This is a genomic window from Streptomyces sp. NPDC031274 (assembly GCF_055570235.1).
In genome coordinates this window covers 30,626-48,674 of sequence record NZ_JBVIHP010000002.1, presented here as the reverse complement: position 1 = coordinate 48,674, position 18,049 = coordinate 30,626, and the positions used below count along the sequence as shown (strand labels likewise).

Annotated in this window: 15 protein-coding genes; 8 read left to right on the top strand and 7 right to left on the bottom strand. The window is 70.6% G+C overall.

All coding sequences use genetic code 11. The annotated features are described in order from the left end of the window. Positions 1–33: 33 nt before the first annotated feature. The 3 genes from ACZ5CR_RS03205 to ACZ5CR_RS03195 are packed head-to-tail and all read right to left on the bottom strand — an operon-like array spanning position 34 to position 3,368. The gene (locus tag ACZ5CR_RS03205) at positions 34–1,176 is read right to left on the bottom strand and encodes an acyl-CoA dehydrogenase family protein (RefSeq protein WP_389900499.1); all 1,143 of its coding nucleotides are present in this window, start codon (positions 1,174–1,176) and stop codon (positions 34–36) included. A gap of 18 nt (positions 1,177–1,194) precedes the next feature. Next, the gene (locus ACZ5CR_RS03200) at positions 1,195–2,220 is read right to left on the bottom strand and encodes an LLM class F420-dependent oxidoreductase (protein ID WP_468853078.1); all 1,026 of its coding nucleotides are present in this window, start codon (positions 2,218–2,220) and stop codon (positions 1,195–1,197) included. Beyond that, complete coding sequence (locus ACZ5CR_RS03195) at positions 2,220–3,368, bottom strand: CaiB/BaiF CoA transferase family protein (protein WP_468853077.1); 1,149 nt, start codon at positions 3,366–3,368, stop codon at positions 2,220–2,222. The genes ACZ5CR_RS03200 and ACZ5CR_RS03195 overlap by 1 nt, the downstream gene beginning before the upstream one ends. A 185-nt stretch (positions 3,369–3,553) precedes the next feature. Between ACZ5CR_RS03195 and ACZ5CR_RS03190 the strand changes: the two genes are divergently transcribed. Beyond that, entirely contained in the window at positions 3,554–4,783 is a 1,230-nt protein-coding gene (locus ACZ5CR_RS03190) for a saccharopine dehydrogenase family protein (RefSeq protein ID WP_468853075.1), read from the top strand. Between the two features lie 61 nt (positions 4,784–4,844). Here the strand turns inward: ACZ5CR_RS03190 and nfi are convergent, their stop codons facing one another. Then, the gene (gene nfi / locus ACZ5CR_RS03185) at positions 4,845–5,543 is read right to left on the bottom strand and encodes a deoxyribonuclease V (protein ID WP_468853074.1); all 699 of its coding nucleotides are present in this window, start codon (positions 5,541–5,543) and stop codon (positions 4,845–4,847) included. Next, complete coding sequence (locus ACZ5CR_RS03180) at positions 5,540–6,115, bottom strand: hypothetical protein (RefSeq protein ID WP_468853072.1); 576 nt, start codon at positions 6,113–6,115, stop codon at positions 5,540–5,542. Before ACZ5CR_RS03180 ends, nfi begins: the two co-directional genes overlap by 4 nt. Before the next feature lie 136 nt (positions 6,116–6,251). Here ACZ5CR_RS03180 and ACZ5CR_RS03175 point away from each other — a divergent pair, with 136 nt between their 5' ends. Continuing rightward, the gene (locus ACZ5CR_RS03175) at positions 6,252–6,548 is read left to right on the top strand and encodes a YciI family protein (protein ID WP_468853069.1); all 297 of its coding nucleotides are present in this window, start codon (positions 6,252–6,254) and stop codon (positions 6,546–6,548) included. Between the two features lie 31 nt (positions 6,549–6,579). Here the strand turns inward: ACZ5CR_RS03175 and ACZ5CR_RS03170 are convergent, their stop codons facing one another. Further along, the gene (locus ACZ5CR_RS03170; protein ID WP_468853067.1) at positions 6,580–7,704 is read right to left on the bottom strand and encodes a WD40/YVTN/BNR-like repeat-containing protein; all 1,125 of its coding nucleotides are present in this window, start codon (positions 7,702–7,704) and stop codon (positions 6,580–6,582) included. Between the two features lie 184 nt (positions 7,705–7,888). On the opposite strand from ACZ5CR_RS03170, the gene ssgD reads away from it, so the two are divergent. Then, entirely contained in the window at positions 7,889–8,305 is a 417-nt protein-coding gene (gene ssgD / locus ACZ5CR_RS03165; protein WP_468853066.1) for a spore wall synthesis regulator SsgD, read from the top strand. 84 nt (positions 8,306–8,389) lie between these two features. Here ssgD and ACZ5CR_RS03160 read toward each other — a convergent pair whose 3' ends face one another. Next, positions 8,390–9,070 carry a GOLPH3/VPS74 family protein gene (locus ACZ5CR_RS03160; RefSeq protein ID WP_468853065.1) on the bottom strand — a complete coding sequence of 227 codons (681 nt, stop codon included), beginning with the start codon at positions 9,068–9,070 and terminating at the stop codon, positions 8,390–8,392. 309 nt (positions 9,071–9,379) lie between these two features. Here ACZ5CR_RS03160 and ACZ5CR_RS03155 point away from each other — a divergent pair, with 309 nt between their 5' ends. The 5 genes from ACZ5CR_RS03155 (at position 9,380) to ACZ5CR_RS03135 (ending at position 18,010) form a co-directional block, all read left to right on the top strand. Continuing rightward, positions 9,380–11,011, top strand: coding sequence for an ABC-F family ATP-binding cassette domain-containing protein (locus ACZ5CR_RS03155; protein WP_468853063.1), 1,632 nt, complete (start codon positions 9,380–9,382; stop codon positions 11,009–11,011). Between the two features lie 10 nt (positions 11,012–11,021). Then, positions 11,022–13,313 carry an ATP-binding cassette domain-containing protein gene (locus ACZ5CR_RS03150; RefSeq protein WP_468853061.1) on the top strand — a complete coding sequence of 764 codons (2,292 nt, stop codon included), beginning with the start codon at positions 11,022–11,024 and terminating at the stop codon, positions 13,311–13,313. 76 nt (positions 13,314–13,389) lie between these two features. Then, entirely contained in the window at positions 13,390–14,166 is a 777-nt protein-coding gene (ddaH, locus tag ACZ5CR_RS03145; RefSeq protein ID WP_468853059.1) for a dimethylargininase, read from the top strand. Positions 14,167–14,347: 181 nt separating this feature from the next. Beyond that, positions 14,348–15,319 (top strand): acyl-ACP desaturase, encoded by a 972-nt coding sequence (locus tag ACZ5CR_RS03140; RefSeq protein WP_468853057.1) that lies wholly within the window; start codon positions 14,348–14,350, stop codon positions 15,317–15,319. A 219-nt stretch (positions 15,320–15,538) separates the two neighbouring features. Next, positions 15,539–18,010 (top strand): hypothetical protein, encoded by a 2,472-nt coding sequence (locus tag ACZ5CR_RS03135; protein WP_468853056.1) that lies wholly within the window; start codon positions 15,539–15,541, stop codon positions 18,008–18,010. Positions 18,011–18,049 lie beyond the last annotated feature (39 nt).

The window sequence follows — 18,049 nt, the reverse complement described above, 5'->3', positions numbered from 1 at the left end:
GCAAAGAACTTTGCAGGTGAGGGTCTGGCAGGCTCAGGCGAGCAGGGAGCGGCCGATGATCTCCTTCATGATCTCGGTCGTACCTCCGTAGATCGTCTGGATGCGGCCGTCGGTGAAGGCCTTGGCGACGCGGTACTCGGTCATGTAGCCGTATCCGCCGTGCAGTTGCAGGCAGCGGTCGGCGACGCGTTTTTGCAGCTCGGTGGCCCACCACTTGGCCATCGAGGCGTGCACGGCGTCGAGCTCGCCGTTCGAGTGATCGACGATGCAGCGGTCGAGGAAGGTCCGGGTGACCGCGCACTCGGTCGCCATCTCGGCGATCTCGAAGCGGATGTGCTGGAGCTTGGAGAGCGGCCGCCCGAAGGCCTCGCGCTCCTTGACGTACGTCGTGGTGATCTCCAGGAGGTGCTCGGCGGCGGCGATCCCGGCGACGGCGATGCCCATACGCTCCTGCGCGAGGTTCGTCATCAGGTGGATGAAGGCGCCGTCGAGCTCGCCCAGGAGGTTCTCCTTGGGCACGCGTACGTCGTTGAAGAACAGCTCGGCGGTGTCCTGGGACTTCTGGCCGATCTTGTCGAGGTTGCGGCCCCGCTCGAAGCCGTCCGTGCCGCGCTCGACGACCAGGAGGGACAGGCCCTTCGCGCCGCCTTCCTGCGAGGTCTTGGCGACGACGATGACGAGGTCGGCGAGGATGCCGTTCGAGATGAATGTCTTGGAGCCGTTGAGCAGCCAGTGATCGCCCTGGTCGACGGCGGTGGTGCGGATGCCCTGGAGGTCGGAGCCCGCGCCCGGCTCGGTCATCGCGATGGCCGTGATGATCTCGCCGGAGCAGAAGCCGGGCAGCCAGCGCCGCTTCTGGTCCTCGGTGGCGAGGGACGTCAGATACGGGCCGATGATGTCGTTGTGCAGGCCGAGTGCGAGTCCGGCCGCGCCCGCGCGGGTGAACTCCTCGGCGAGTACGGCGCTGTAGCGGAAGTCGGCGTTCCCGCCGCCTCCGTACTCCTCGGGCACGGCGAGCCCGAGCAGTCCCTGCTTGCCCGCGGCGAGCCAGGCGTCACGGCTGACGATCCCGTCCTTCTCCCACTCCTCGTAGTGGGGCAGTACCTCCTTCGTCAGGAAGGTACGGACGGTCTCGCGGAACGCCTCGTGTTCGGCGGAGAAGATCTGTCGCTTCACGTACGGCCTCCTGGAGCCCTAGAGCCAGCCCTTGACGGTCTCGATCGACTTGGCCGGCTCGGAGCCGACGGGAATGACGTTGAGCATGGTGACGCCCGCCTCACGGAAGGCCTCGACGCGCTCACGGACGTAGCTCTCGGGCCCGCACAGCGACGTGAGCTCGCAGAACTCGTCCGGGACGGCGGCCTCCGCTTCCTTCTTCCTGCCCGAGAGATACAGCTCCTGGATGCGCCTGGCCTCCTCCTCGTAGCCGTACGCGACCGCGAGGTCGTTGTAGAAGTTCTTCCCCGGAGCGCCCATGCCGCCTACGTAGAGGGCGATGTGAGGCCGGGCCAAATCCCGTGCGGCGGCCGCGTCGTCACCGATGGCGAGCAGGCCTCCCGCGACCGTCTGCAACGGTCCGAGCGCCGGATCGCGCTTCTCCTTGCCCTCGGCGAGCGAAGCGCCCCACACCTGGTGGGCCTTCTCCGGGAGGAACAGGGTGGGCAGCCAGCCGTCGGCGATCTCGGCGGTCATGCGCACGTTGGCGGGGCCGAGCGACGCCACGTAGAGGGGCACTTCGGAGCGGACCGGCTTGGTGAGGATCTTCAGCGGCTTGCCCAGCTTGCCGCCCTTCTCCTCGGGCAGCGGCATGTCCGTGATGCCGTGGTGGTCGATGACCTCGCGGCGCAGGATGCGGCGGGTCAGCTCGATGGCCTCACGGGTTCGGGCGAGGGGCTTGTCGTACGGCTTCCCGTGCCAGCCCTCGACGACCTGCGGCCCCGACGCGCCGAGCCCGATGATCGCCCGCCCGCCGGAGATCGCGTCGAGTCCGGCGGCCGTCTGGGCGATGAGGGCGGGGGTGCGCGAGTAGACGTTGAGGATCCCGGCGCCGATCTTCATACGCTCGGTGCGCGCGGCCAGGTAGCCCATGATGGTGGGCGAGTCGAAGCCGTAGGCCTCCGCGACCCAGACGGCGTCCAGACCGGCGGCCTCCAGGGCGGCCAGATCGTCGGCGGCCTGCCGCGGGTCGCCCGCGTAGGCGAGAGGTGCGGAGATCTCCATCAGCTGTCTTCCTTCGTGGTGGTGCCCCTGAGGGCCGGTACGTCCCAGTCGCGGGCCACGTCCTCGGTGTCCGCGCCCGGCTGGGCGGGGCCGCTGCGGACGTCCGTCGGGGTCGCGGAGAAGCGCGGCGCGGGGGCGGGCTGGGTGATGCCGCCGTGGTCGACGAAGGTGCCGCGGGCGGCGAGATGGGGGTGGCCGGGGGCCTCGGACAGCGAGAGCACGGGTGCGACGCACGCGTCGGAGCCCTCGAAGACGGCCGTCCACTCCTCGCGCGTCCGCTCCTTGAAGCGGGTGGCGACCGCCTCGCGCAGCTCGCCCCAGCGCGCGAGGTCCCCCCGCGCGGGCGCCTGGCCCGCCAGACCGAGGAGTTCGATGAACTCGTCGTAGAACTGCTGCTCAAGGGCGCCGACGGCCATGTGACGGCCGTCGGCGGTCTCGTAGTTGCCGTAGAACGGGCAGCCGCCGTCGAGGAGGTTGGCGCCGCGCCTGTCCTGCCAGCCGCCGGCCGCGAGCATGCCGTGGATCATCGACGTGAGGTGTGCGGTGCCGTCGACGATCGCGGCGTCCACGACCTGCCCTGTGCCGTGCTCGCGCGCGTGGTGCAGGGCCGCCAGGATGCCGACGACGAGGTAGAGCGAGCCGCCCGCGTAGTCGCCGACGAGGTTAGCGGGGACGGTGGGCGGCTCGCCGGGGTTGCCGATCATGCCGAGGGTGCCGGTGATCGCGATGTACGCGATGTCGTGCCCGGCGCGCTGGGCGAGCGGCCCCTCCTGTCCCCAGCCGGTCATCCGTCCGTAGACGAGCTTCGGGTTGCGGGCGTGACAGGTGAGAGGCCCGATGCCCAGGCGCTCGGCGACGCCGGGGCGGTAGCCCTCGATGAGGACGTCGGCGCGGTCGACGAGGTCGAGGACGCGGTCCGCGCCGTCGGCCGCCTTGAGGTCGACGATCACGGAGCGCTTGTTGCGGTTGGTGACGTCGTACTCGGGATTGACGGCGAGAGTGCCGCCGCCCGGCCGCTCGACCCGTACGACATCGGCCCCCAGGTCGGCCAGGAGCATGGCCGCGAACGGGCCGGGGCCGATGCCCGCCAGCTCGACCACGCGCACCCCTGCGAGCGGTCCGTGAACGTTCTTGCCCGGCACTGCCATGGAGCCCCCAGCGCTATGACACAACTGATGTAACACCAGTGATGCTAAGAACGTGTTCCACTCCGCACAAGACCCTAGCAAGCAAGCGCTTAGACAAATCGGGGGACGGGCCGTGCGGCGGCACCCGCGTCGCACGCTAGCCTCGGCCCCCGACATCGGCGCGCGGCGCACGGCAGAGAGGTGCCATGACCAGTCAGAACGGCAACGGCAACGACAACGGCGGCAGCGACAAGGAGCGTGCGGCGGGCCGCCCCTACGACATCGTCCTCTTCGGAGCGACCGGTTTCGTCGGCGTGCTCACCGCGCAGTACCTCGCCGCGCACGCGCCCGAGGGGCTGCGCTGGGCGATCGCGGGACGTGACACCGCGAAGCTGGAGCGGCTGCGGGAGCGGCTCGCCGACGCCCATCCCGCGTGCGCGAAGCTCGACCTCGTCCGCGCCGACGTGGCGGACCCGGCGTCCCTGCGGGACATGGCAGGTCGCGCGCGCGTGGTGGCCACGACCGTCGGCCCCTATCTCACGTACGGCCAGGAGCTCGTCGCCGCGTGCGCGGAGGCGGGCACGGACTACGTGGACCTCACCGGGGAGCCGGAGTTCGTCGACCTGATGTACGTGCGGCACGACGCCCGTGCCCGGGAGACGGGCGCACGGCTCGTGCACTCCTGCGGCTTCGACTCGGTCCCGCACGACCTGGGCGCGTACTTCACGGTGCGGCAGCTTCCGGAGGGTGTGCCGCTGCGCGTCGACGGGTTCGTGCGCAGCAACGCGACGTTCTCCGGGGGCACGTTCGCCTCCACGCTCACCCAGCTCTCCCGGGGGCCGCAGATGCTGGCCGCCGCGCGGGACCGGCGACGGCACGAACCGCGCCTGGCGGGCCGCAAGGCGTACGCGCCGCCGAGCGCACCCCGGTACGCGGGCGAGGTCGGCGCCTGGGCCCTCCCCCTGCCCACGATCGACCCGCAGGTCGTGCGGCGCTCGGCGCGGGCGCTCGAACGCTACGGGCCCGATTTCCGCTACCGCCACTACGCGGCCGTGAAGTCCCTGCCGTTCGCCGTGGGGGGCGCGGCGGCCGTCAGCGGTCTGGTGGCAGCGGCGCAACTGCCGCCCGCGCGGCGGTGGTTGTCGTCGCGGATGAAGCCGGGAGACGGACCGAGCGAGCAGCGGCGGGCCAAGAGCTGGTTCTCCGTGCGCTTCGTCGGCGAGGGCGGCGGCAAGCGCGTGTTCACCGAGGTCTCGGGCGGGGATCCGGGGTACGACGAGACGGCGAAGATGCTGGGCGAGGCGGCGCTGTGTCTGGCGCTCGACGACGTGCCGCCGGTGGCCGGGCAGGTGACCACCGCCGTGGCGATGGGCGACGCGCTGACGGAGCGGCTGACGGCGGCGGGGCTCAGGTTCCGGGTGGCGGCGGCGCGGTAGGGCCCCTTCTGATGGATCTCCATGGATCTCCGTGGATCTCCATGGGAGCCGTGGAGATCCGTCAGAGGGCCGTGCCGGTCGCCTCGCGCAGGGCCGCGCGGCACAGGGCGTCCGCGCGGCGCGTCGACTCCGGGAGGCGGTAGCGCGGCGTCAGGCGGAGCGTGTGGGCACAGGCGTTGTCCAGGCTCACGCGGTGACCGACGGAGACGAAGACCGGCTTGACGTCCTCGCGGGTACGCAGGGCGCGGCCGATCTCCTCCGCTCCGTCGAGGAGCGGGGCCGTGCTCGCCCGCGGGGCGCCCGGAGCCTCGTACGTGAACGTGAAGGGGTTCTTCGCCACGCCGATCGTGGGCAGTCCGGTGAGGACGCCGAGGTGGCTCGCGAGGCCGAACCTGCGGGGATGCGCGATGCCGTAGCCGTCGCAGACGACGAGGCCCGGATCGGCTTCGAGCTTCTCCAGGGCGGCCAGGACGGTGGGGATCTCGCGGAAGGCGAGCAGGCCCGGCACGTACGGGAAGGCGACGCGGCCCACCGCGGTCGCCTGTTCGACGACGTCGAGTGTCGCGGCGTCCAGGACGACGAGCGCCGCGGCGACGATGTCACGCTCGTCGTCGTAGGCGACGTCCACCCCCGTGACATGCCCGGTGCCCGGCCGCGGGCCCTCTTCGTCGAGCACGACCCGGGCACGGAGTCCGTCCTGGACGGCGCGGGCGGCCGGCTCGTCGGTGGGCCAGTCTGCGGGCGCGTGGGAGGTGGTCACTTGGTCGCCCGATCGGTCGCCGCGAACTTCCAGATGAACGGCTCGCCGTTCTCCTGGGACCAGTGGACCTCCAGGTTCTTCGTGTCCTTGGGGACCAGGTAGGTCTCGCACAGGACGTGGGTCTCGCCCTGCTTCCAGCCCTTGATGGACGAGGGGGCCTCGCAGCCCGGGGTGTGATCGGCCGCTCCGACGATCAGGGTTCCGCGCTTGCCGTCCGCCCAGATCCTGGCGGGTTGGCTGGCGCGCGGGCTCTGGGTGAGGGTCGGTCCTGATTCGTGCGTGTACTTCACGTGGGCGACGGCCGGGATCAGGCCCTTGGCCAGCTTGGGCTCCGACACCATCTTCGCGGTCTCGGCCTCCGTGCCCAGTTCGACCTTCTGCGCGGTGACGTCGTAGACGACGGAGACGAGACCCTCGTTCGCCTCGCCGGTGGCGCTCTCGCCGGCGGCGCGCACCCCGCCCTTCGACGTGACCGCGGAGTCCTTGTCGCCGCCGCCCCCGCAGGCGGACAGCGCGAGGGCGAGCACGGCCACGGGCGCGGCGACGCGCAGAGCGGTCTTCCTGTACAGCAAAGCGAACTCCCGGCAGAAATGGGGCGGCCACGCACCAAGAAGTCGCCCCATGGAGCGACCGGTTGAACGATCAGGATAAAGCGCGCACCCCGGACCGCGGCCACACCCTGCGTGCCGCGGCGGTAGCCTCGCGATCATGTTCGTTCTCGAATTGACCTACACCGCTCCCGTGTCCGCCGTCGACAAGGAGCTTCAGGCCCACGTCGCCTGGCTCGACCAGCTCTACGCGCAGGGCGTCTTCATCGCGTCGGGGCGCAAGAATCCGCGCGACGGCGGCGTGATCCTGGCCGTGGCGCGGGACCGTGCGGCGATCGAGGAGATCGCGGCGAGCGACCCCTTCGTGCTCGCGGAGGTCTGCGAGTACCGCATCACCGAATTCATCGCCACGAAGACGGCCCCGGGACTCGCCCCCTACCGGCAAGAACTGCCCTAGACCCTCCCGATGGGCCCTGGGCGGGCCCTACCTAGTCCCGCTCCCAGCGCGCGACGCGGCCCTTCTCGCCCGATGCCCAGCAGGTCCGGCCCCGCGTGCAGTCCACGGTGTCGTACGACCCCGGGTCGACCGTCCGCCAGCTGCGCCCGCCGTCCGACGTGACGTCCGTGCCGGTCGGCCCGACCGCGAGCGCGCCACGGCGGCTGCCCGGCAGCCAGGCCACCCCCGACCGGTAGGCGGGCGGGGGCTGGGTGGCCGTGGTCCAGGTGCGGCCGCCGTCGCCGGTGGTGGCCGCGGCCTTCGCAGAGGGCTGGTCGGCGCGGTAGTCGCCGCCGACCGCGATGCCGTGCGTACGGTCGCGGAAGGCGAGTCCGAAGACGCCGCGTGCCGGATCGCCCGCCGGGATCGGCGCGTCGGTGGCCGTCCAGGTGCGGCCGCGGTCGGCGGAGTGCAGGACCCGCGCCCGCGCCGCTCCGCCGGTGGCCAGCCACACGTCGCGCGAGCCGGAGCTCACCAGGCACTGGCCGCTCGCGGCGAAGCCCGACTCGCCCTCCTGGGCCGCGGGCATGCCGTCGTCGGGCAGGACCTTCCAGGAGCGGCCGCCGTCGGCGGTGGACAGGATGCGGTACTTGCCGTCCACCGGGTCGCTCATGGCCAGGCCGTGGCGCCGGTCGAAGAACGTCATGCAGTCGTAGAAGGCCTTGGGGTCGGTGTTGCGGAAGGACTCCGTCCAGGTCGCTCCGCCGTCCGTCGTGCGAAAGACCCGTGAAGCCTCGCCCTCACCGATGGCGAGGACCACCGCGCGGCGGCCGTCGAACGCCTCGATGTCGCGGAACTCGAGTTCCGCTGCTCCCGGCGGTGAGACGTTCCGCCAGCTTCCGCCGCCGTCCGAGGTGCGCAGCACGGTGCCTTTCGTGCCGGCGACCCAGGCGGTGTCGTGACCGACGGCGGCGAGGCCGCGGAAGCGCGCGTCGGTGCCGCTGTCCTTGAGATCCCAGCCGCCGCCCTTCCGCGAACCGCTCTCCGGGGCCTTGGGGGCCGCCTGCGCGAGCCCTGGCGCGACCAGCGCCGTCACGGCGAGAGCCGCCCCGCACAGCCCCACCGACACCGTGCGCCCCACCGACCGCGACCATCTCGTCTTCCCCAGAGCCCTCATGGCGGGCGAAGTTACCACCGGAACGCATGATTCCGTCGGGGATTTCTGTGAAGACGGTGAAGAGCACGCGGTGACCGAGGTCACTCCGTGTTGGCGTGCACGGATTCCGTCATTCCGACGTCTATGCAAGTACCGACGCGAGTCATCCAGATCCGAGTCATCCAGCTGTCAGAGGGAGCAGGCGTTGTCCACCAACATCGAGCAAGCCGTAGAGGCCCGCCTCGTCGCCGCCGCACCGCGGATGTCGACCATTCCCGCGACGCTGCACTACGACCGGGGCGATCCGTTCGCCGTCCGGATGAGCTTCCCCGCCCCGGCGACCCTGGAGGGCGTCGAGGTCTACTGGACCTTCGCCCGCGAACTGCTCGCCCAGGGCATGGAGCGGGCGGTGGGCTTCGGCGACGTACGCGTGCGGCCGTACGGCTTCGACCGCACGGTCGTGGAGTTCCACGCCCCCGAGGGCACCGCGATCGTCCACATCCGCACCGGCGAGATGCGCCGCTTCCTGCAGCGCACCACGGACCTGGTGCCCACCGGCGACGAGCATCTGCACGTCGACCTCGACCAGGACCTCGCCGATCTGATGCGGGACGCCTGCTGAGGCGCCCGGCCCGCTGACGCCCGCGACGAGCGCCTTCACCGTCCCCGGGTCCACGGCCCGTATACGTTCGTACCGCGGGCCCCCTCAACCGCCCCCGCCGCCGGACCTCGCGTCTTCCGCCGCCGACACCGCCGACGCCAGCGCCTTGCGCAACGCCCGCATCAGCTCGGGCAGTTGTGGATCCGGGGACCCGCCGCGGTCGGTGAGCGCGTCGAGCCGGTCCCTGTACTGCCTGCGGTCCTTGCCCGAGATGACGCCGCGCAGCTTCCCCGTCGCCGCGCACACGACCAGGGCCGCGTCGCCCGCGGAAACCTCGGACACCGGCGCAGGACCGCGCAGGACCGCGAGCACCTCGGCGTGCAGGACCTCGACGTATCCGGCGCGCTCGAGCTCGTACCGCCGGGAGGGGAAGATCCCGAAGACCCGGGTGCGCTCCGTCCGCAGATAGCCGTCGGACGCCAGTTGGTCGCGCACCCCGTCCCGTGTGTCGCGGGCCTTGTGCGTGATCCAGCCGCGCCATTTGCGGGGCCGGGACTCCTCGATGAGTTCCAGGAGTCCGTCGAGCACCGCGTCGCCGGTGCGCGCGCCGAAGACCGGCGTGACGATGCCGTCCACGTCCGAGACCAGTCCGCGCTGGGCCAGCTCGGCGAGCGCGCAGGCACGCACCGCGAGGTGCAGGTCGGGGGCGCCGGTGATCTTGTTGCGGCCGGTGTCCCAGGCCAGCAGGAAGATCCGGGCCGGGAGTGAGAGCGAGCCATAAGGCATGGGGCCTCCTTGTTCGCGGTCACGATAAGTCGTTGACGGCGGTGGGGTCGCACCGTACGGTGTATATCGGTTCTGTTGTCGCCGATAGGAGTAGGACGTTGCTCGTCTGAGGTCTGGATTCACCGCGTCACACGGCTCGGCCGTGTGCGTAGCGTGCGACCTCGGCGTTCGAGCCGTCCCTCGGCACAGGGCCCTTCTCTCCGCCCTCGCCTCCTGACGGCTCTGCTTCCGTCCTGCTGTCGCACCTCGCGGTGTTCCGAAACGCGTTGCCCCTGACCGCGCTTCATCTCACGCAACCGCGAGGACCACATGTCTACTGTCCCCACTTCCATCACGTGTACGTCGCTCGACTTCAGCTGGCCGGACGGCACCGGCGTCTTCGACGGACTCCAGGCGGCCTTCGGCCCTGGCAGGACCGGCCTCATCGGCGTCAACGGCTCCGGAAAATCAACCCTGTTGAAGCTGATCGCCGGTGAGCTCAGGCCGAGCGAGGGCACCGTCCGCGTCGCGGGTGACATCGGGTATCTGCCGCAGAACGTCACCCTCGACACCGGTCTGCGCGTCGACGAGGTGCTCGGTATCGCCGCTGCTCGTGCCGCGCTGCACGCCATCGAGGCGGGCGATGTGACCGATGAGCACTTCACGGCGGTCGGTGACGACTGGGACGTGGAGGAGCGCGCCGTCGCGACCCTCGATCAGCTCGGCCTCGGCCACATCGGCCTCGACCGCACCATCGGGGAGGTGTCGGGCGGCGAGTCCGTGCTGCTGCGCCTGGCCGCGCTGCTGCTGCGCCGACCCGACGTGCTCCTCCTTGACGAACCCACCAACAACCTTGATCTGTACGCCCGTCGGCGCCTCTATTCGGCCGTCGACGCCTGGTCCGGCGTGCTGATCGTGGTCAGCCACGACCGTGAACTCCTCGACCTGGTCGACCAGATCGCCGATCTGCGGGACGGAGAGGTCAAGTGGTACGGAGGCAACTTCACCGCGTACGAGGAGGCACTGGCCGCCGAACAGGAGGCTGCGGAGCGCATGGTGCGCGTCGCCGAGTCCGACCTGAAGAAGCAGAAGCGCGAACTTGCCGACGCGCAGGTCAAGTTGGCCCGGCGCAAGAGGTACGGCCAGAAGATGTGGGACACCAAGCGCGAGCCCAAGGTCATCATGAGCGAGCGCAAGCGCCAGGCCCAGGTGTCCGCGGGCAAGCACCGCATCATGCACGAGGAGAAGCTCAGCGAGGCGAAGGAGCGCCTTGACGACGCCGTCGAGGCGGTGCGGGACGACGACGAGATCCGCGTCGACCTGCCGTTCACCGCGGTCCCGCCCGGCCGCACCGTGCTCACCCTGTCCACGCTTTCCCTGCGTTACGGGGCGCGCGTGCAGGGCGAGTTCGAGCTGCGCGGCCCTGAACGGATCGCGCTGGTCGGCCGCAACGGCGCGGGCAAGACCACGCTCCTGCGCACCATCGCCGGAGAGCTGGACGCCGTGGAAGGAGAGGCCCTCGCGCATGTCCCGCTGCGTTTTCTGCCGCAGCGCCTCGACGTGCTCGACGAGGATCTCTCCGTCGCCGAGAACGTGGCGCGCTTCGCGCCCGACGCCACCAACAACCGGATCCGGGCCCGTCTCGCCCGCTTCCTGTTCAAGGGGGCGCGGGCCGATCAGCTCGCGGCGACCCTGTCGGGCGGCGAACGGTTCAGGGCGGCGCTCGCCGCGCTGCTGCTCGCGGAGCCCGCGCCGCAGCTCCTGATGCTCGACGAGCCGACGAACAACCTCGACATGGCGAGCGTGAAACAGCTGGCCACGGCCCTCGAGTCGTACGAGGGAGCTCTGATCGTGGCCAGTCACGACGTGCCGTTCCTGGAGTCGATCGGCATCACACGCTGGCTGCTCCTCGACGGCGAAATGAAGGAAATCACGCCAGAAGGTGTCGGGTATTTGGCCTAGCTTCGTGTGTATGCACCAATACATCACGATCACCGGAGCCCGTGAGAACAACCTCAAGGAGGTGGACCTGCGCATTCCGAAGGACCGGCTCACGGTCTTCACCGGCGTCTCGGGGTCGGGCAAGTCGTCGGTCGTGTTCGACACGATCGCGGTCGAGTCGCAGCGCCAGCTGAACGAGACCTTCACGTGGTTCGTCCGCAACCGGCTGCCGAAGTACGAGCGGCCGCACGCGGACGCCATCGAGGAGCTCTCGCCCGCGATCGTCGTCGACCAGCGGCCGATCGGCGGTCACTCCCGGTCCACGGTGGGCACGATGACGGACATCTACTCGGTGATGCGCGTGCTGTTCTCGCGGCACGGCACACCGAGTGCCGGTGCCGCGAGCGCGTACTCGTTCAACGACCCGTCGGGCATGTGCCCCGAGTGCCACGGCCTCGGCAGGACCGTACGGCCCGACTACGACCGCATCCTGGACCCCACCAAGTCCCTCGCGGACGGCGCGGTCCTCTTCCCGCCGTTCGCCGCGGGGACCTGGCAGGGCCAGACGTACACCAACACCCCCGATCTGGACACGCACAAGCCGGTGGGTCGGTTCAGCGCGGCGGAGCGGCGGTTCCTGATGCGCGGCGCCCGGGACAGCGGCAAGGTCAACGTCGACAACACCGGCGGCGCGCGGGACATCGACTACGAAGGGCTCGCCGACCGCTTCGAGCGGCTCTACCTCAACCGCGATCTGTCGACGCTCGCCCAGAAGACCCGCGACCTGGTGCAGCGCTTCCTCGTCGAGGGCAGGTGCGGCGGCTGCGACGGGGCGCGGCTCAACGCGGCGGCCCTCGCCACCCGTATCGACGGAAGGAACATCGCCGACTGCTCGCGCATGGAGGTCACCGACCTCATCGGCGCCCTGGAGCGGATCGACGACCCGGTGGCCGGACCGGTCGCGGCGGCGGCCGTGGCGGCCCTCGAGCGGATCGAGGCGATCGGCCTCGGCTACCTCAGCCTCGGCCGCGAGACGTCCACGCTCTCCGGCGGCGAGGGCCAGCGCCTGAAGACGGTGCGGCACCTCGGCTCCAGCCTGACCGGCATGACGTACATCTTCGACGAGCCCAGCGTCGGGCTGCACCCGCGCGACGTGGGCCGCCTCAACGACCTGTTGCTGCGCCTGCGCGACAAGGGGAACACCGTCCTGGTCGTCGAGCACGACCCGGACGTGATCGCCGTCGCCGACCACGTCGTCGACATGGGACCCGCGGCGGGTACGGACGGCGGCCTGGTCGTCTTCGAGGGGACGCCCGACGAGCTGCGCCGCGCGGACACGCTCACGAGCCGGCACCTGCGGCGCTCCACGGGCGTCAAGGAGAGCCCGCGGGAGGCCATCGGCGGCCGGTGGGTCAAGGGCGCCGATCTGCACAACCTCAAGGACGTCAGTGTGCGCGTGCCGACGGGGGTGCTCACGGCGGTGACGGGTGTCGCGGGCTCGGGCAAGAGCACGCTGGTGTCGCGGGCGTTCGTCGCCGAACACCCGGACGCCGTGGTCGTCGACCAGTCGGCCATCGGCATCTCGGGCCGGTCGACCCCGGCGACGTACCTCGGGATCATGGACTCGCTGCGCAAGCTCTTCGCGCGGGAGACCGGCGAGGAGGCGGGGCTCTTCAGCTTCAACTCCCGTGGCGCGTGCGAGAGCTGCGAGGGCCGCGGGGTCATCCACAGCGACCTCGCGTTCATGGATCCGGTCACGACGACCTGCGAGACGTGCGAGGGGCGCCGCTTCAAGGAGGAGGTGCTCCGGCTGACCGTCGGCGGCAGTTCCATCGCCGACGTGCTCGACATGACGGCTGAGCGCGCCCTGGACTTCCTGGCCGCCGTCGACGACACGGCGGTACGCCGACGCCTGCGGGCGCTGCGCGACGTCGGGCTCACCTACCTGACGCTCGGGCAGCCGCTGAGCACCCTGTCGGGCGGTGAGCGCCAGCGCATCAAGCTCGCCACCCAGCTGCACCGCACCGGCACGACGTACGTCCTCGACGAGCCGACGACCGGTCTGCACATGGCCGACGTGGACGGCCTGCTCGCCCTCCTCGACCGGCTCGTCGACGCGGGGAACACTGTGATCGTCGTCGAGCACAACCTGGAGGTCGTCAAGCACGCGGACTGGGTGATCGACCTCGGCCCCGACGGCGGCAAGCACGGCGGCCGGGTCGTCTTCGAGGGCACGCCGGGGCAGCTGGTCGACGCGGAGGGGTCGTTCACGGCCACGCATCTGCGGCGAGGCCTGGGCCTGGACCCCTTGCACCCTGCATGATGTGCGGCAGCACCCCGGCCCGGCGCGCAGCCGGGCGGGGCACCCCCCGCCGCTGAACCCCTACGGAGAACATCCCGTGCCCAGCAGGAAAGCGCTGATCCGTCGGCCAGGACCGCGCATCGCCGAGGGCCTGGTCACGCATGTCGAGCGGACCCCGGTCGACGCGGCCCTCGCGTTCGAACAGTGGGTGGCGTACGCCGAGGCGCTGCGGGCGCACGGCTGGGAGACGGTCGAGGTGGAGCCCGCCGACGACTGCCCGGACGCGGTCTTCATCGAGGACGCCGTCGTCGTCTTCCGCAACGTGGCGCTGATCGCCCGCCCCGGCGCCGAGTCGCGGCGCGCGGAGACAGCGGCGGTGGAGGAGGCGGTGGCCCGGCTCGGTGCCTCCGTGAACTGGGTGTGGGAGCCGGGCACGCTGGACGGCGGCGACATCCTCAAGGTCGACGACACGATCTACGTGGGGCGTGGCGGGCGCACGAACGCCGCCGGTGTCCGGCAGCTGCGGGCCGTCTTCGAGCCGCTGGGGGCGCGGGTCGTGGCCGTCCCCGTGACCAAGGTCCTGCATCTGAAGTCGGCGGTGACGGCGCTGCCCGACGGCACCGTCATCGGCCACCCGCCGCTCGTGGACACCCCCTCGCTCTTCCCGCGCTTCCTGCCGGTTCCCGAGGAGTCGGGGGCGCACGTAGTGCTGCTCGGTGGCTCAAAACTGCTGCTGGCGGCGAGTGCGCCGAAGAGTGCGGAGCTGCTCGGCGGCCTCGGTTTCGATCCGGTGATAGTGGACATCAGCGAATTCGAGAAGCTCGAGGGCTGTGTGACATGCCTCTCAGTGCGACTCCGCGAGCTGTACGCCTGATAAGTCCTGGGACGGCTGGGGCGAGAGGGGCCGCTGGGTCCCGACTTCTCAGCCACTTTACGGAGGGCTTAACCTACGGCAACGTAACCTACGACACCGTAGGTAGGTAGCACCCGCTCGTGCGCCGCGTAACCCCTACGCACGTAATCCGTAAAAAAACTCCCGTCCCCCTGGAGCCCCCGTGACGATCACCTCTCCGCATCTCGGCAGCACGGAAGACTGGACCGACGCCCGGTTGCTGTTCGCCCTGGAAGAAGTGGTCGAGAAGGAGCTCAACCGCCACATGAAGGTGGCCAAGGACTGGATGCCGCACGAGTACGTCCCGTTCTCCGACGCGCGCAACTTCCCCGGCTACTTCGAGGACGGCCAGGCCTGGGAGCCCGAGCAGTCCAAGGTGACCGACATCGGCAAGATCGCCCTCGTCGTCAACCTCCTGACCGAGGACAACCTCCCCAGCTACCACCACGAGATCGCGTCGCTCTTCGGCCGCGACGGCGCCTGGGGCACCTGGGTGCACCGCTGGACCGCCGAGGAGGGCCGCCACGGCATCGTGATGCGCGACTACCTCCTCGCCTCGCGTGCCGTGGACCCGGACAAGCTCGAGCAGTTCCGCATGGCGCACATGGCCGAGGGCTTCGAGTCCGACAACCGGCACTCGATGCTGCACTCGGTGGCGTACGTGGCCTTCCAGGAGCTCGCGACCCGCGTCTCGCACCGCAACACGGGGCACCAGTCGGGCGACCCGGTCTGCGACCGGATGCTGGCGCGGATCGCCACCGACGAGAACCTGCACATGGTCTTCTACCGCAACCTCCTGGGCGCGGCCTTCGAGCTCGCCCCCGACCTCACCATGCAGTCCGTGCGCGACGTCGTCGTCAACTTCCGGATGCCCGGACACGGCATGCCCGGCTTCGAGCGGGCCGCCGCGCAGATGGCGATCGGCGAGATCTACAACATGCGCATCCACCACGACGACGTGATCCAGCCCGTCCTGCGCTACCTGAAGGTCATGGAGATCGGCGGGCTCGGCCCCGAGGGTCTCAAGGCGCAGGAGGAGCTCGGCCTCTACATGAACGGGCTCGACACCGAGGCCTCCAAGTTCGACGAGAAGCTCGCCATGCGGAAGGCGCGGATGGCCGCGCGGGGGAAGTAGGCACCCTGCGGGTGGGTGGGGCCTGACCTGAACGCCGCTTCGCGGCGCTTCTTTCCGGCGCCACCCGCCCGATCCGCCCCGCACTCTCCCGTACGACGCGGAGAGAGCCGGCGCGAAGTCCGCCCGCGCCGCAGGATCGCAACCGCGACAGAGCCGCCGTGCCGAACCGATTTACGACCGCCCGCCCCGGTGCAACGGTGAGTAGCGGGGGTGGAACCCATGGCACAGACCCATGAGTGGATGTTCTACGAGGTCATGTGGCGCGGTTGGGCCCGGCGGGCGCAGGTGCCCTATCCCGTTCCGTGGTGGGCGCAAGCGGCCTTCCGGGACTGGAGCGACGACTTCGACTCGGGGACGTACGACTCCAAGGAGGCCGCCTTCGCCTCCAACGCCCTGTACCGCTACTGGCACATGGTGGGCGTCAAGGATCACCGCCAGGAGTCCCTGATCGGGCAGGCGGGCGAGATCGAGCCGGTCTACGACAAGTACTGCCTCTCCTTCTTCCTCTACTCACCGTCGACCGGCGCCGTGCGTCTGCCGCAGCTGACGGACGCCGGGGTGGTCGGCCAGCGCATGGAGGCGCCCCATCTGCCGGTGGTCCTGACGACGTTCCGCACCGCCGACGGCACCGAGTTCGTGCAGCGGACCTTCGGGACGGCCATCGGCGCCCGGCAGCGGGATCTCGTCGTGACCCGTCTGACCGTGGGCAGCGCGACCGGGCAGCCGCGCGAGGGCTGGCTGTGCGCGGCCCTCATGCCCGCGGGGCCGAGCGGCTTCCAGCGGCACGACCGCAACGGCCGTCAGATCACGGACCGGCGGCTGACGTTCCTGCGCCACCTGCCCGGTGAGGGGAGGGTGGAGACCAACAGCGGCTGGGGTCCGGTGTTCGACACGCCTCCCGAGCAGTACGGGATGTACGGCAACCCGGACTTCACGTACGACCCGGACTCCTATCTGAGCCGCAGCCCGTTCCACGACCTCGTCATGGGCGGCAAGCTGAACGGCGCGCTTCAGGCGCAGGACCAGATCGCGGGGCTGTGCAGCGCGGCGTTCGCCTGGCCCTACCGGGTCGTGGACGACGAACTGTTCGAGCTCGACGTACGGCTTCCCGTCGATCTCTACAGCGGGGCCGCCGACCTGGCGGAGATCAGGGCCACTCCTGCCGTCGCCCTTGAGGAGGCCAACCGGGTCTTCTGGACGGGGAAGCTGATCGCGCAGGGCGTGCAGCCCGAACTCCCTCGCCCCGTCGCGCACTTGGCGGACCAGTTCCGCCAGTGCCGCTCGCAGCTCCTGATCCTCTCCGACCACGGCGAGATCCACCCGGGCCCCACCGTGTACGACTCCTTCTGGATCCGTGACTCCTCCGTCGAGGCCACCGCGTGCTCACTGGTCGGCGACGCGGCCCTGGCCGAGCGCCAGTTGGGCACGCACTATCCGCTCAAGTTCAACCGCGGTTCGGGACGGATCGGGCCGTGCGCCGAGTACGGCTTCTACGGCGGCCCGCACGAGAAGGACGACCGCGAGTGGGACAGCAACGGCCAGGCGCTGTGGGCCATCGGCCGCTTCGACCGGACGCACGGCCGCTCCACCGCCTTCGGAGCGAAGCTCTACACGCCGTACGTCGTCGACGGCGCCCGGTGGCTGCGCGACAACCGCGACCAGTACGGACTGCTGCACAGCGGCTGGAGCGCCGAGCACCTCGGTGAGCGCGACAAGCCGCACTACTGGGACGACCTGTGGGGCCTCGCGGGTCTCTACGAGGCCGCGCGGCTCGCGGAGCGCATCGGCTCCCCCGACGTGGCCGAGCTCTGGGGTGCTTTCGACGACCTGAAGCGGGCGACGGCGGCCTCGATCCGCTGGGTCCTGGAGGAACAGCGCAGGCTCGGTGCCTGGGAGACGTACATTCCGACCGGTCCTGGTGACGTCGGTCGGCTCGACTCGACGATGATCGGCACGGCGGCGTTCTTCCACCCGCTGCGGCTGCACATGGGCAGCAAGCTGGGCGAGGACATCGACCGGGCGGCCCGCTCGACACTCGACACGATGTACGCGCACTTCGTGACCGGCGGCTACCGGCACGAGGCGGCCTGGAACGCCTACGGCCCCTACCTCACGACGCAGTTGGCGCACGCCTACCTGCTGTCCGGCGACACCGCCCGGATGGACGCGCTGCTCGGCTGGATCGTGGGCGCCTCGCTGCCGCGGACCGAGGAGCGAGCGGTGGCGCTCGGCGCGTGGAACGAGCAGCACGCCTTCCCCATCGCCTCCGACTACCGCGACGTCCCCTCGCGTCACTGGTACATGGGGGACATCCCGCACGGCTGGGCGGCGGCCGAGTATCTGCTCCTGATCCGCGACATCCTCTTCTTCGAGGCCGACGAGGACAGCGACCCTCATCTGTACATCGCTCCGGGCGTACGTCCCCACTGGGTGCCCGACGGTACTTCGGTGGCCGTCGACGACGCCCCGAACCTGTTCGGCGCGCCCTTCGGCTACCGGCTCACCCATGACGCGGGCGACCGGAAGGTCACCGTCGACATCACGCGGGCGCCGGAACGCGTGCGGTACGTCTATCCGTGCCGGTTCGGCCCGGTGCGGGCGGTGGCGGCGGACGGCCGCGACCTGCCGGTGACGGGGGACGACGTGCGCATTCCGGCGGGGACGAGGAGGTTCACGGTCACGTACACCTGATCACGTACGCCTGTCGCGGACACCTGTCACGGACACCTG